Genomic DNA, 15,468 nt, shown 5'->3' with positions numbered 1-15,468 from the left:
TGAGCGAGTTAAAAAAATTTTTTTACAAATGATAGGTTGGGCTTTATAGCCCAACTTTAAATCAGTAAACTTATTGCACCCTTACATAGCCATGATTGCTACTTTCTTCGTTTTCTTCTTTTTCTGCATTTTCTTTAGAGGAACAAGTAGAAATGCACTTAGAAGTTGCATTAACAACGGTTGCACCAGAGCGAGTAACAAAATATGTCAAAGCTACTGGAGTCAAAACAACGGCTAATAAAGCAGCAGCAATTGTAATCGCAGCACAAGCAGCAGCAACAATACCGGCTTTCGCAGCAACCATAAGCGCTTCTTGAGTCGTTTCTTTTGCTTCGGGTTTGCGTAAACTATGTAACCCTGCTCCTGCAGCAAAAACTAAACTTCCCAAAGCAGTTAATGCGGCTCCGGCAGCTGCGATTGCTGATGCGGCACTAGCAATAACTAGAATAACAGGAGAAACAATCGGAGCAGCTGCGAGAGTAGCGAATTCCTTTTTATTTCTCAAGGGGGCGAAGAAACCAGGGAGAACTCTTTGAGCCTCTGAATAAAATCCCATAGCGTTGCCTTTAAATGCAGCTCGGGCTCCCTCCTTTTCTCTTGGTGTGCCTAAGCATGCATCAAAGATTGAAGGTTCTTTTCCAAGAAAGACTTTTTTTGGTTGTGAATGTGAAAATTTTGTTCTTGGATAGTAATATTGATCTTGGGTGCGTGAGTATTCTGAGTCTTGCTCAATGTTTCTATCGCGTTTATATTCCATGGTGTGCCCCTCAGTTTGTTTAAAACCGAGCCATGCTATTCAAAAAAAGAATACAAGTCAAGTTGAGTTTATTTAAATTTTTGATTATTTTATCCACACTTAACAATTAAAGATGATTTTTTTATGACTTTTAATATTGGCCAACGCTGGATAAGTAACACTGAAACACAACTGGGTTTAGGTATCATTATTGATCTGAATGGCAGACAAGTGAGTTTAAGTTTTCCAGCGGCTGGCGAGGAACGAATTTATTCTACAGATAGTGCTCCACTGAGTCGTATTATTTATAAAGTAGGTGAAGAAGTAATTACGTCTAACCAACAAAAAATGCATATTACGCAAGTTGAAGAGCGACAAGGATTGCTTTTTTATACAGGAGTTGATGAGGAGGGTAATGAGCAGCGCATCAGTGAGCTTTCCCTCGATTGTTTTATCAAACTCAATACTCCAGAGCAAAGACTTTTTAGTGGATTGCTTGATAAGTTAAATACATTTAAGTTGAGAATCGATACCCTGAATCATGTAAGTAGACTTCAGCAATCTATGGTTAGGGGATTATTGGGTTCACGAACCAGCCATCTCAAACATCAGGTTTATATAGCCCGGGAAGTAGCACAGCGCTATGCCCCGAGGGTTCTGCTTGCCGATGAAGTAGGGCTTGGTAAGACCATAGAAGCAGGCATGGTTCTCCATTATCAATTATGTACTGGCCGGGCTAATCGAGTATTGATCGTGGTACCACAAACTTTGATTCATCAATGGCTTGTCGAGATGATTCGCCGTTTTAATTTGTATTTCTCGATCATTGATGCCGAACGCTATGAACTGGTTTATGAGTTAGATGAAGAAGAAGGGATGCAGATCGGTACAACACAAGAGAATCTTTTTGAACATCAGCAATTGGTGTTATGCAGTCTGGATTTCCTCATGGAAAATGAAAAAGCACGCCAACATGCGCTTAGTAGCCAGTGGGATTTGTTGATTGTCGATGAAGCGCATCATTTGCATTGGTCCGAGGAAGAACAGAGTCCTGAATATGAATGTATTGAAGAATTAGCCAACCAAAGCAAAGGCTTGTTGCTTCTCACTGCAACACCGGAACAAGCGGGAATTGCGAGTCATTTTGCTCGATTAAGGCTGCTTGATCCTTCTCGATTTTATGATTTTTCTGCGTTTAAAAAAGAAGAAGAAGGGTACCAGAAAATCAATAAACTGGTACAAGAGTTGATGACATATGAGGAGCAAACATCAACGGAAGCCTTGAATGCAGAGCACAAGTCTCAATTAGAAACCTATTTGGGAGAAATAGCCGGTTTGAGTGTGAATCAGATCATTAAAGATCTGCTTGACCGACATGGAACAGGTCGTGTTCTATTTCGTAATACGCGTGCTGCGATTCAGGGTTTTCCTGAGCGGCGAGTACATGCCAATCCGTTGGAGTGTCCGGCGATTTATTCTGCTCTTGATGAACAAAAAGGCCAAAGAAAACTTTATCCCGAACAACTGGTGGCGAAAGAGTTGTGGCTTGAACAGGATCCGCGAGTAAGGTGGCTAGCAAACAAAATCAATGAAGTGTATCCCGAAAAGGTGCTGGTTATTTGCGCCAAGGCAAACACCGCAACTGCATTGGATCAGTATTTAAAAGTAAAAATAGGGATTCGCAGTTCTTCTTTTCATGAAGGACTATCGATTATTGAACGAGATCGGGCCGCCGCTTATTTTGCTGAACAAGAAAATGGTGCTCAGGCGCTTATTTGTTCTGAAATAGGAAGTGAAGGTCGAAACTTTCAATTTGCTCATCATCTAGTCTTGTTTGATCTGCCATTAAACCCCGATTTACTGGAACAACGCATTGGTCGACTTGATCGCATAGGTCAGCGGCATGCTATTGAAATTTATGTTCCTTATCTGATGAATACCGTACAAGAGAAATTGTTTCGCTGGTATCACGAAGGGATTAACCTATTTACCAAGAGTTGCTCTGTTGGTTTTACCCTCTATGAAGAATTTGAAGAGCAGTTACTTCCAATTCTTGATACGGTAGATACAAATAAGGAAAAACTAGAACAGCTGATTGCCCAAACAAAAACACGTGCGGAACAAATTAATCAGGCACTGCATGAAGGACGAGATCGGTTGTTGGAGTTAAATTCCTGCAATACATCGGAAGCAGAGGCATTGATTGCGGCTATTGAAGCAGAGGAAAATTGTTTGGGCTTGGAAAATTATATGGCACAAGTGTTTCAGGAATATGGCATCGATCATGAATACCATTCTGAATTTTCGGAAATATTGCGGCCTACGGATCATATGAAAACAAGCCATTTTCCTGGGCTAAAAGAAGATGGGGTTACGGTAACTTATTCGCGCGCCAAAGCACTGGTGCGTGAGGATGTTGAATTCTTAAGCTGGGAACATCCTATGGTCAGTGAGTCGATGGAAATGATCCTGGATTCTGAGCTGGGTAATGCAACTTTAGCGACTATTTCTATTAAAAGTATTAAACCAGGAACATTGTTTTTGGAATCCTTTTTCACAGCCAATTGTGTTGCGCCAAAATATTTGCAATTGGACCGTTTTTTACCGCTTACACCAATTCGTGTGCTCATGGATGTATCAGGGAAAAACCTTTCCAAAATCTTGGATTACACGCAATTGAATCAAATGTGCCAGCCTGTGAAACGTCATTTAGGATACCCAATCATTCAGCAGATTCATGTGGAGCTCGAGAATATATTGGCGCAAAGTAAAAAAGTAGCTGAATCACAACTACAAGAGATATTGGGAGAGGCTACTGGACAGATGAAACAAACTATCTCTCAAGAAGTAAATCGACTTGAGGCGTTAAAAAGCGTTAATCCCTCGATACGTGAGGATGAAATTGCTTTTTACAAAAAGCAGCTTGTTGATAGTGAGGAATTTATTCACAGTACCACTTTAAAATTGCAAGCGCTACGGGTGGTTATTAATAAAATCTGATGATGTTTTTTAATGGGTCCGGGTTATCGCTTTGTCTCTACCCGGATGCCATTGCTCGTTTAGCAATCGTAAGTTCTGTGAATTACTCCCTTGATGATAAGGTAATTCATAATGCCTTGATTTTTATAATTCGTTTATTATTTCTAATTGAGGAGCATGAGTTTAATCAAAATGTATCATCGAATAAATTATAGGTTTATCCTGGATATTTTTGATTATAATTGTTTGCAATAGATGCATTGTGAATGCATAGTGTATGAGTACTTTTGCTATTTGGGGTTATAGGATAAGTAGGGTAATATCGTTTGCTAATCATTACTCACTAAATATTTTCTTGACGCGTGTAGTACAAAGGGATGAGTCTACCAATGAATCAACAGATTAAAGAAATTGTAACGGACCTTTTGCATTCAGCCGGAATTACGCCTAATGGGGGCGAAGCCTGGGATATTCAAATCAAAAATGAAGCATTTTACCCACGTATTTTTAACGGTGGCTCATTGGCACTTGGTGAGTCCTATATGGATGGATGGTGGGATTGTCAACGTCTCGATCAATTTTTTACCCGTGTTCTTCAGGCGCAACTCGATCAAAAAATTAAATCCGACAAATGGCTATGGCCAAAATTAATTTGGCTTAAGCTGATTAACCATCAATCTAAAACACGTGCCCTGGAAGTGGGTAGAAGACATTATGATTTGGGAAATGATTTATTTAAGTCCATGTTGGATAGTCGCATGAATTATACGTGCGGTTATTGGAAGAACGCGAATGATCTGGAAACCGCACAATTAAATAAATTGGAATTGAGCTGCCAGAAATTAAAACTTGAACCCGGGATGCGAGTATTAGATATAGGTTGTGGCTTTGGTGCGCTTGCAAAATATGCTGCGGAACACTATGGAGTTAACGTTGTCGGCATCACCATATCCAAAGAACAATTTGAGTATGCAAAACAGAATTGTTCCGGCCTACCCGTTGAAATTCGCTTTCAGGATTATCGTGATGTTAATGAACAATTTGATCGCGTGGTTTCTTTAGGGATGTTTGAACATGTCGGTTATCGAAATTACCGCACCTATATGAAAAAGGCTCGCGATTGTCTCAAAGACAATGGTTTGTTTTTGTTACATACTATTGGCGGTGATTTGACTCAAACAACATCGGACCCCTGGATTAACAAATATATTTTCCCTAACGGCATGATTCCCTCCATGGCGCAAATCAGCCATGCTTCGGAAGGAGTATTTATCATGGAAAACTGGGTCAACTTTGGTGCTTATTATGATCATACCTTAATGGCTTGGCATGAACATTTTGAACAAAATTGGGACCGATTAAAAGAACAATATGACGAGCGTTTTTATCGGATGTGGCGTTATTATTTATTGGCATGCGCCGGTAGTTTTCGTGCACGCACCAACCAGTTATGGCAAATTGTTTTTTCCAAAAATGGGGTTCCAGGAGGATATCAGGAGCCTTTATTTACAGGAATTAAAAAAAGCGGTTCTGAAAATAAAAAAGCACTATCCGATCTTGAACTGTCTTAATCAAAAATAAAAGGGATACTATTCTAGTGCAGTATCCCTCACGCGGTATGGGTTAGTGCTTGTGGGCAAAAAGCATACGTAAATGACTATTAATTGTTTCAATGGCATTGCGGCAGGCTGGAGTATCGGCTAGCTCATTTAACATCAAAAAATCATGAATTGTGCCATGATGACGAATCCCAGTTACAGGCACACCCGCGGCATTAAGCTTGTGCTCATAAGCTTCACCCTCATCTCGCAATACATCACATTCACCGTTGATGACGAGCGCAGGGGGTAATCCTTTCAGTTGCTCAGTAGTTGCTCGCAAGGGGCAGGCTGTTATTTCATTTCTTTTTGATTTATCAGGTAAATAATTATCCCAAAACCATTCCATTGCTTTTTTGGTAAGCCATGGTCCATCGGCAAATTCTTTGTAGGAATCATTTTCAAAATTTGCATCGGTCACAGGATAAATAAGTACTTGGTAATCAATTTTTGGACCACCGCGTTGTTTTGCAAGAAGCGTCATTACTGCGGCCATATTGCCACCTACACTATCACCTGCAACAGCTAAACGAGAAGTATCCAGATTTAATTCTTTACCATGCTCCGCAACATATTTCAATGCGGTATAATCTTCTTCAATTTGCGTTGGATATTGTGCTTCAGGTGCTAAAGAATAATTGACAAATACAATTGCAGCCTGTGCGCCAACCGCTAGTTCACGGACAAGACGACCATGAGTTTGCCAATCACCAAAAACCCAACCTGCTCCATGGTAGAACATAACTACTGGAAGTTTTTCCTTTGAGCCTTTAGGACGAACAATCCGAATGTTTAATTTGCCATTCGCATGCTGAATAAAACGATCTTCAATATCCACTTCGGGTTTTTCTTTCTCTAAAGGCAATTCTTGTAATTTGTCAAAGATTGCCCTTCCTTCTTGTACCGGAAGATCATAAAGCGGTTTACCCCCAGCTTTCTGGATTTTTTCTATGAAAGCCCAGGTTTTAGGTTCGATACGTTTACTTAGATCCATTTTGCTTGTCCTCATGGTTGAAGTTCAAAATACAATTTCATTCTTTCTTTAAATAAGATGAAGCCAAAACTGTCACTTTTATTATCGGGACAGAATAATTATAGACAATTTGCAAGGTTTTTGTTTTGCAGTGAAAAAAAAATGAAAAAAATGAATTAATTAATATAAGGCCATTGAAGCAAACAGGTTAAATTATAAAAAATCTTCATGTCGCACAAAAAATGGCTTTGTGATCATTAAAACAGGAAAAGAACAATGCATGTGGGTTATTTTTCAGACCCTTAAATAGTTAGGGTACTGCTTAAATGTTGAAGAACTGAAAACTGGAACACTTGAAGGTCATTCGAGTGGATTCCGATTGCATTTGCCAATCAATCTAGTTAGGCTCTTTCATTTCGTGATTATTTCGTAAAGAGGAGAAGCATGGGATGCATGAGGAGGGAGAAAATGACATACAAGAACCAGTCAAAAAATTCTTTCGAACGAGTGAAAAATTGCTTGCCAAACTCTCAAAATACTTCGACGATCTGGATTCTGATTCTGAAGAGGGGCATGAACTACAAAAAGAATATGAAATAGCGGCCGAAACTATACTGGCAATTCATTGTGAGCAAATAGTAACAGACGCAAGTCAAGTCCTAATTAGATTATTAGAGGACTATATAAATAAAATAAATACCCATCTTCTCTCTTCCTCTTTTTTTGATCTACCCGGCCGTAAAACAGATCTCATTCTCGCCAAACATTGCTTGAAGTTATTAAATCCTGAACTTGCATCAGATCGTACGGGTGATACTGCCATTTATTATTTACTGAAATATCTGAATTTACATCCTGAGAAGTTGGATATAAAACAAGGCGCTACACAAATACTATGCGCTTTTTTTTCTTTGTACAGGCACTATACTGATGGTCTCTCTGAAGAGCTAGCCAAGCAGTTACAGGTTCACAATCTCTGGGATGTTATTACTTATGGGGATTGGGTGGCCCCTTTACTGGTTGAAATGAGTTATAGCACTGGTGATGCCAGAAAAAGAAGTTTTGAAAAATTATCCGCCGTTCAAAGCTGGATGCCTGAGAATACGTCCTCATTTCAGCAATTATTTACCCTAAACGCCCTGGCCGGACTAAAAAGAAAATGGATGAATAGTGAAGACAGAAGGAGCTTGATATCTGGACTGGAGCAATTGACAGCCTGGATTTCTCCCGCATCGAAAGAAGAAATTGTGGAGAACCTGGCTTTTCTTTTGGCACATGATAATTATGAACTGGCATACCCAATCTCACAAACCATAAATAAATTAATGGAGGGTAGGATTTTCTATAAACCCATTGATTTTTGTATTAGTGCCTTACTCAATCACAGAGACTTCCTGCAAAAGCTCGGATCAAGAACAGGTACATTTAATATGCTTAATGATATTAATAAGTATAGTGAGCTCGCTTCCCCCGATTGCCAATCGATGTTGATGGCATCTCTTAGCCAAGAATTTTTACAGGTATCTGATGTTGCACTAAGTGGCCTTCTTTGCAAGTCGTTCAACCAATTACACGTACCCCTACCCCCAGACATACAAGACGATGTGCTTGCAAAAATAGTCCGCTTGTTACGTTATAATAAAGACAGCTCGCCTCCGCGTAGTCATTTTAATGATTTTTGCGATACGTTCATAAAATTCGGCGACAATATGACTCGCACCTCACGGGAAAACCTATGCTATGACTTATTTAAGAGTTTTATCCGTTATCATGGTTGGGAAACTATTTCAAAACCGATTAACGAACATTTTTCTAAACTCATTGAAATGATGTCTCCAGAGAAACAAAAACAACTTATTGAACATGCACGTTCTCAAATGATTATGGAATTCATGCCCGAGCTATTTGATACACGGAAGACTTTTTTACAGTGGAAGAGTCAGGCAATAATTAATTCGATTACCATTATCGCTGCCTTAATGGGTACTGTTACTGAGAAAATGGAAATGCAGACCCGATTTTTTGATGATCTCATGGTTCTTGTGATGGATAAGGAGCAATATTATGAGACTATCTCAACAGCAACAAAAACACTGAATCACTTGCATTGGCATTTATCTGATGAATACAAAATCAAAGCAATTCAAGATTTGTTTGATTTAATTAATCAAAAGGCAAAATATTATCACCGAAGCAAGAAGCCTTTTGCTTTAAAACTGATAGCGCATCTCTCCGCGGGCTTAGACGAGGCCACCTGTGAGGCTGTAAATGATGGATTGCTTGCTCTTATTCATAAAAAAGGAGCTCCCGGCCTGAAATGCGATGCTATTGCAGCACTTATAAAACTACAAGCGATGCTCAACCCCCAAAAACGTACCGCTGTTGCTGAATCCCTAATTACTTATTTAAAAAATCCCCAAAAAAAGAAAATAGTCAAAGTAAGCATTATCAACTTCATTAAGGAAGAGCAAAAAAGAAATCCGCTGCCTGTCTATGAAACGGTGGTTCCCATTCTTATTGACGTTATTAAATTAAAAACCAAACATCGTAATTTTCAAATTGCTGCCTGTGGGGCCTTGTGTCAATTTAGCACGACACAAAAATCCGAATTAAAGCGAAGTATTAGCTCTGCTTTAATTGATACAATAAAGAACACTACCGATACGGATCTTTGGCAAGCGCTCTACCAATCCATCGCGGCACTACAGCATTGGTTAACGCCCGAACAAAAAACCAAATTTATGCTTGATTTAATTGGAACCATACCAAACACTAAAAAAAATGAACAGGCTCAGCGTTTAAAAGCACTTTTTACTTTAAGAGACTGGTTGTCTGCTGAACAGCATTTTCCTGCTCTCGAAGAGACATTAAATAATCTTCTAATTCATCTCGACTGTGTTAAAAACTATCGATTATTAGAAGAGTTAATGCCTATTCTCAATGAGTCTGAACGTATCAATGTTATCCATCATTTGATAGCACATTTGGATCATGACAGTCCCTATATGGCTCGTTACCTGATTATGAAGTATGCTGCCAACATCAATGATAATGATAAAATATCCCTATTAGCACGATTGCGGAAACTTGGGTTACAGGGGGAAAATTGGGAGACAAATAGAGCCAAGTCACTTTTCGTAATGATTTATAATATTTACCATCAAAGCATAAAAGAAAAACTCCTGGAAAACGTTGCTCAACAGCACAATTTGCCGGTGGAAATTACACAGCATATTTTGGGCTATGCTCGAGCATAACCTTAGACACTCTCGAAAGCCTGCGGTTTGGCGCAGGCTGCTCATCCACATCCTCAGGCATTTGCAAAAATAAAGAAAACGTCCTTGAGGAACAATAGAGGTGCAGTTTTCTTTTGATGTTTCTATGCGTCCCAAATCAGAGGTCTTTGCAGGGCTCTTTTTTATATGTCGCCTAATGATAGATTGATCTTCAAAATTATTAAAATGATTCAATCCAAATGCATCTATAAATTTTTACAATTTTTAATGATATCTAAATAAAATAATCTGGATTAGAGCAACAAAATGAATTTTATTTTGCCAGTAATTTTATTATTGATCAAATTGAATCGTATTGTTTCATCGCTCTGGATTTGTTATAACGTTTGAGGGAAACTATGGACTTCTATTTCAGGAAATAGAATAAAGGAGGCATCAATGCTACGAAATAATATAGGAAGACCGCACAAGGAACTGACATTACCACGCTTAAAGCGCCAGTTATCAATATTTTATACAGGCCCAGACGGCCGACTTACTTCGGATGATCCCGACGCCTACAAGGGAGAAGAGCGTGTTGCTTATCAAGATGCGCTAATTAGCCAATGCCCATGGACCGGTTATGCTGATCGAATTTTAAAAGAAAGAAACAAACAAAAAAAGCCTAACTTTTTTTCTGTTACAGAGAAAGAAGAAGCTGAGAATGAAGCTCCAGCCCTTACTCCGCAGTAATTTAATAAAATCTAAAAAGAGATACCTCTCATTCTTAGGGGTATCTCATCGATTCGAATTTCATAGAAAATGAGTAATCTTAATCGTAACTTTGATAGAGTAATTGATGGTATTTACTAACCTAAGTCAGTCAAAAAAGATTTCATTTCCTAGGCTTCCAATATCCAGAAACGCGAACCCTGGATAACACCAAGGACACAGGGATTGCTTTGGTTGCTCTTAATCAATCAAATTTGCGCGGCTTGGGCCTGATTCTCCACCAATAGTTGCTCTTCAAGCTGCTGGTTAAGATTGATAAAATCATTTGTTCTTACTTCACATAAGGCCTTCATGGCGGTTAAATCGCTCCATCCGCCCGCCCGGCGGGGCGCGCTGTGTCCGCTCGCATGAGCCCCGCGACGCGAGCCTTTATATATCGCAAAATCTTGGCCTAACTTAGAATCTTTATGAAACCAAGCTTCGCATTTTTCGGTGATCCAGGTATAAAATTTTTTTGTAGGCGAGGGGTGCTGCTCACCAAATTTTGGAGTAGGACTAAAAGGTATTTCACAGCAATACCAATGAACAACATGAACAGGTAACAACCTTTGTGCATAGCCTACCCCTTTTCTCCATTGCTCATTAATGGCATTCCAATCCTTTGGCTCTGGTGCATTGATAGAATCAATTTGGATATTCCACTCCTTGATGATCGTCTCCTCAAAATCAAAATGCTTTTCCCCCGTGATGGTTTTGCCATTTAGGCTGTAGGAAACGCCCTGTGTTTCTAGCTTCTTATATTGAGTCAATAATCTTGCAATTATCTCTTTACCCTCTTCATTTTTGGGTATGCACTCAAGCATCAGTGCCCACATGTCTTTATCCAAGGCCCAGAGTGCATATTCAAAGCCACTGATAGACTCGAAGCTCCGGCCTGAGCAATCCGTTACCTCTCCTTTTTTATAAAGTAAATGGATGTCCTTCTCAAGCATGGATTTAACCTTCTCATGCTCCCCACAAACAACATGATGTAAAAAACGGCGCACTTCGAGCGACGGTTGAAAAAAAGGGGCACTGCCAGTCTTTGAGACTAAAACCTGATTAAGCAAATCTTTTGTTGGTAAAAACCGAGCTATAGCATCATTTATTTCCTGGGGTAATTTCTTAAACTCAAGTTTGTCTTGCATGGGATTCCTGGGGTGAACGATTAATCAATAAACAAATGGATTCTACTTATCAATATGGTGATGTAAAGAGCAGCGACGGACTGGAATCGTTGACTTAGACAAGACACTAATTCGAGATCACGCCCGTTTGTACTGATATTGTTAGAGGTTTATCTTTACCCTTTATCGCGCTGATTTGCTGATTACCAGGACTGATAGACTCGAAAAATGGCGGAAAAAGCTGTGCTATAAGTGATAAAAAATCTTCAGGTTAAGAAACCAGATTGTAGCCCGCACATGATGGCAGCAAGCCCGGGGGAGACACGCTTTGCTTCAACCAGGCATACGTTATGTTTTATTATGGGAATGAGCGTATTGTTTTGTCTCAGACTGGATGAATGTACGTAACCCATGTGCTATCCGCCCTTGATGACGTTTGCCAGCCTCCCATCCTGGACATTGAGTCAACCGATAAAAACTTAAGCAGTATTTGATTGGGCTTAAACGTTTTGCCAAAGCAAATGCATTCAACAAGCGTTCCTGAGATTCAAAAGCATGCCAATGACCCAAATAGCTATCACGTAATTGACTATAGATTTTATTTTGCTCGTTCATTTGATGAGTGTGCATCATGTTCATCAAAAAAGAAATTAAAGAAAAAAAAGGATGAGAAAGAACACTTTCACCCCAATCAATAATTGTAAGATGTTGTGCTTGATAGAGGATATTATTTTCGTGAAAATCACTATGTTCTATTGTTTCTGGAATAGAATACTGGGCAAGCTGCTGACAAAGCGCTGCAAACCTGGAGTGATGCGAGATGAGATGTTGCTGCTCATTTGAGGTGAAACCATCTTGGATCAAAAACTCGGCGTCATCCAATAATTTTAAATATAAATCAGGGAGCTTCGCCAAACGCCAATCAGGTACTCCAAGTGCCAGTAGCGAATCAATTTGGCTTATAAGTCCCGTTTGGATTACCACATAGGATTTAAGAGCTTCTCTGGCTAAATCAAGCTGAACGTTGATGGCCAATTGTTTTTTAAGTGGTGTTCCTCGGTCACTCATCAAAAAACAGCGCAAATCTGGATTGTGGGCAAGTACTTCCGGCACCAGGGCAGGGAAAAAACTCCGCAGGTATAATAATAAATCAGGCTCAATAGCAAATGCTTCTGGGATTTGTTTTAAATACAAATAGCCTCTTGTTGTGGCCAATTGATATACCTTGGCCCAGGAGGTGTTTTGTATTAATTTAGACGCTCCTTGTATGGAATAACCCTGTTGATTCAGGTAGTTTTGCGCCCAACGAAGCGCTGAATCATTTTCTGCATTCATAGAGAATTGTCTCATCCTGTCTGTCAGGCGATGCGGTCCTATCAAATGCTTTGAGCAAACGAATTTCTCTAAAACCCGTATCCTGAAGTAAGTCGAGTAAAAGAGATGGGTCATCATAAAGACGAATCTTATATTCCTCGATTTCCGTTTTAATGAGTTGATTTGCCTCAATTAACTCATATTTGCCAATCGAATAACAAAGGGATTCTTCAAGCAGGGCCAGCTGACTGAGCAAAATAGTTTGTCCATCGGCATGATGCCAACGCGAACCACGCCAAATACCCAATTCTTTAGGCACAGCATTTGAGGTTTCCGTTTCAAACACGAAAACACCCCCTTCTTTTAAATGATGATAAATAACCTTTAGCGATTGTTTAATCACCTCTATATCAATGATTAAGCCAAATGAACCGCTCGGAATAAAGATGAGTCCATATTGCTTTGCCTGGCTGAGCTCTTCAAGATACCCATGCCAGACCTTGGGGTCTAACTGTTGTGCTTTTGCTTTGGCGTGTAGCGCATCCAGCATCGATTGGCTGGCATCAAATCCTTCAATCGCAAACCCTTCCGTCAACAGAGGAAGCAGAAAACGTCCCGTACCGCACATGGGCTCTAATATAGGCCCTTCGGTCTCATTTGCATAACTCAAATAAAAATTCCAGGCATCCTGTGGCGGATGCGGCTTACTCAGATCATAGACCTGGGTGCATAAGCTTAAATAAGTATCCAGAGATTTATTGGCCATAAACACAACCTTCATTAGGATTAAAAAGGGATAATTTTATCCACTGTTTTTCTCTTTTTTTATTGATATTATCTGTAATGAATGATCAATGCCAACATGTTTGGTGTTCCGATTTACAAAAACTTTTTTCTTAATGAGGGATTATGGTGTCAAAAAAAACATTGGTTTTTTTACCAGGTGTTTTGTCGGATCATCGCGTATGGGCTTATCAAACACATCATTTGCAAGATCTGGTGAGTTGTCAAACCATTCCCTTGGTACATGGCAACACTACTGAGGATTTGCTCCAAAGGGTGTTAAACCATGTTGAAGGGAGGTTTTTTCTGGCAGGACATTCGATGGGTGGATGGTTGGCGTTGGAACTTGCCAGGAGGGCTCCGGAGCGCATTTTAAAATTATGCTTATTGAATACTTCTGCGCAACAAGACTCCGAAGAAAAACATCAAAACAGAATAGAAATGATACAAAAAGTTGAGCAGGGCAATTTTCAGACAGTTGCTGCGGCACTTGCAGATCATTATGTGTACGATGACCGCGTTAAGGTGGAAGTGCGTTCCATGTTTCTAAGTGTTGGCCAACAGGCCTTTCTTTCTCAGCAAAAAATCCTGTTAGCTCGCGAAGAATGTAGCTCGTTCCTTGCATCACTTGCGATGCCTACTTTAGTCATTCATGCACGCCAGGATAAAAATTTTTCTCTGGCCGTTCATACCGAGTTGGCAGACAAAATTCCCAATGCAAAATTGGCGATTATTGAGGATTCTGGCCATATGGCACCTATGGAATCACCCCAAGCGGTCACTGCATTATTACGATTGTGGCTGGATTATTTTTGAGGTAGTCACTCTTCATAATCACTCAGATCAAATGCTTCTTGCAAATTACCCAGCTGCTCTTCAACAACCGTTAATTTTTCAAAGCTGGCGATATGAAACAAGGCCTGTCCTGAATGCACAAGCGGCAGCATATTTTCACCAATAATAATGCCAGAAAGAGGTGATTTTAATTTGTATTCTTCCGTACTGGTTGGATTGGCGATAATCGCAATTACTTGTCCTTTGGTGACCCGATCTCCTGATTTTTTAATGTGTCTTAAAATGCCGCTTATAGGAGCTCTTATCCAATAACTGTTCCTGGATACAGTAGGGGTACATTTTTTTACTCTGTATCGTCCCGGTTGCACCATTCCTAAGGCTCCCATAACACTCAAAATACCATTAATACCCGTTCTGATGGATAACTCATCAAAACGCAAAGACTCTCCTGCTTCATATACCAAAATAGGAATACCTTGCTCATTCGCATATTCTCGCATGGAACCATCTCTGAATGTTGAATGCAGAATGACTGGAACATTAAAAGCAAGAGCCAGATCTTCAACACCTGGCATATCAAGATTTGCTCTAATTTGAGGTAAATTAAAGCGATGATTGGAGCCGGTGTGTAAATCAATCGCGTGAGTTGATTGAGATAAAATTTGCTTGCTGATAATTTCAGCCAGAATGGAGGCAAGTGAACCATTTGAACTGCCTGGAAACGATCGATTTAAGTCTCTTCGATCCATTAAGTATCGTTCCTGGTATAGAAAACCGTATACATTGACAATAGGAATCGCAATGACATTTCCTTTGATATTTTTTAATCCCTTTTTTTTCAAGAAGCGTCTGATGATCTCAACTCCATTGATTTCATCCCCATGAATGGCTGCAGTAATGCATAACGAGGGGCCTTCTTCCACGCCGTTAATGACATGTATTGGCAAACTGATTGGCGTCCAGTCATATAATTTGGGCATGGGTAATAAAACAGTTTTGCGGTAACCCGGCTTAATTTTCACGTCACCAATTACAACGGGTGCTTTGCTACTCATTCTTACTATTTCCTTAAATAAGGTTATATAACAAGTGTAGCTTGAATTAAGGCAGATATAAGGAAAACACCGCTAAAGTTTCAGTCCTTGAACATTTAGCGGTTTGGATGGGACAAGCCTTT

The 15,468-nt window shown here is 39.8% G+C and carries 11 protein-coding genes; 5 read left to right on the top strand and 6 right to left on the bottom strand.

Annotated elements, in window-relative coordinates:
• Positions 1-70 precede the first annotated feature (70 nt).
• Positions 71-757: a hypothetical protein gene (locus tag BW930_RS05395; RefSeq protein ID WP_058469327.1), complete on the bottom strand. Its 687-nt coding sequence runs from the start codon at positions 755-757 to the stop codon at positions 71-73.
• Between the two features lie 123 nt (positions 758-880).
• Between BW930_RS05395 and rapA the strand changes: the two genes are divergently transcribed.
• Positions 881-3,736 (top strand): RNA polymerase-associated protein RapA, encoded by a 2,856-nt coding sequence (gene rapA / locus BW930_RS05390; protein ID WP_058469328.1) that lies wholly within the window; start codon positions 881-883, stop codon positions 3,734-3,736.
• Between the two features lie 368 nt (positions 3,737-4,104).
• Positions 4,105-5,286 (top strand): cyclopropane fatty acyl phospholipid synthase, encoded by a 1,182-nt coding sequence (cfa, locus tag BW930_RS05380; RefSeq protein WP_058469330.1) that lies wholly within the window; start codon positions 4,105-4,107, stop codon positions 5,284-5,286.
• Between the two features lie 52 nt (positions 5,287-5,338).
• On the opposite strand, the gene BW930_RS05375 is transcribed toward cfa, so the two are convergent.
• Positions 5,339-6,307 carry an alpha/beta hydrolase gene (locus BW930_RS05375; protein ID WP_058469331.1) on the bottom strand — a complete coding sequence of 323 codons (969 nt, stop codon included), beginning with the start codon at positions 6,305-6,307 and terminating at the stop codon, positions 5,339-5,341.
• A gap of 428 nt (positions 6,308-6,735) precedes the next feature.
• On the opposite strand from BW930_RS05375, the gene BW930_RS05370 reads away from it, so the two are divergent.
• Together BW930_RS05370 and BW930_RS05365 are read left to right on the top strand one after the other, a co-directional pair.
• Entirely contained in the window at positions 6,736-9,543 is a 2,808-nt protein-coding gene (locus BW930_RS05370) for a hypothetical protein (RefSeq protein ID WP_058469332.1), read from the top strand.
• Positions 9,544-9,960: 417 nt separating this feature from the next.
• The gene (locus tag BW930_RS05365) at positions 9,961-10,254 is read left to right on the top strand and encodes a hypothetical protein (RefSeq protein WP_058469333.1); all 294 of its coding nucleotides are present in this window, start codon (positions 9,961-9,963) and stop codon (positions 10,252-10,254) included.
• A 227-nt stretch (positions 10,255-10,481) separates the two neighbouring features.
• On the opposite strand, the gene BW930_RS05360 is transcribed toward BW930_RS05365, so the two are convergent.
• The 3 genes from BW930_RS05360 to BW930_RS05350 all read right to left on the bottom strand — a co-directional run bounded on the left by BW930_RS05360 (position 10,482) and on the right by BW930_RS05350 (position 13,479).
• A complete protein-coding gene (locus tag BW930_RS05360; protein ID WP_058469334.1) occupies positions 10,482-11,420 on the bottom strand; it encodes a hypothetical protein in 939 nt (312 codons plus the stop codon).
• A gap of 327 nt (positions 11,421-11,747) precedes the next feature.
• Positions 11,748-12,734 (bottom strand): aminoglycoside phosphotransferase family protein, encoded by a 987-nt coding sequence (locus BW930_RS05355; protein WP_058469335.1) that lies wholly within the window; start codon positions 12,732-12,734, stop codon positions 11,748-11,750.
• Positions 12,718-13,479, bottom strand: a complete 762-nt coding sequence (locus BW930_RS05350; RefSeq protein ID WP_058469336.1) for a class I SAM-dependent methyltransferase — start codon at positions 13,477-13,479, stop codon at positions 12,718-12,720. Before BW930_RS05350 ends, BW930_RS05355 begins: the two co-directional genes overlap by 17 nt.
• Positions 13,480-13,622: 143 nt before the next feature.
• Here BW930_RS05350 and BW930_RS05345 point away from each other — a divergent pair, with 143 nt between their 5' ends.
• Complete coding sequence (locus BW930_RS05345) at positions 13,623-14,312, top strand: alpha/beta fold hydrolase (RefSeq protein ID WP_238587910.1); 690 nt, start codon at positions 13,623-13,625, stop codon at positions 14,310-14,312.
• 5 nt (positions 14,313-14,317) lie between these two features.
• Here BW930_RS05345 and BW930_RS05340 read toward each other — a convergent pair whose 3' ends face one another.
• On the bottom strand, positions 14,318-15,346 hold the full coding sequence (locus BW930_RS05340; RefSeq protein WP_058469337.1) for a succinylglutamate desuccinylase/aspartoacylase family protein: 1,029 nt from the start codon (positions 15,344-15,346) through the stop codon (positions 14,318-14,320).
• Between the last annotated feature and the right edge of the window lie 122 nt (positions 15,347-15,468).

Origin of the sequence: Fluoribacter gormanii (genome assembly GCF_900156395.1) — a bacterium.
Classification (GTDB): domain Bacteria; phylum Pseudomonadota; class Gammaproteobacteria; order Legionellales; family Legionellaceae; genus Legionella; species Legionella gormanii.
Note: the sequence above shows the minus strand (reverse complement) of the source record. Positions and strands in the feature narration are given on the sequence as shown.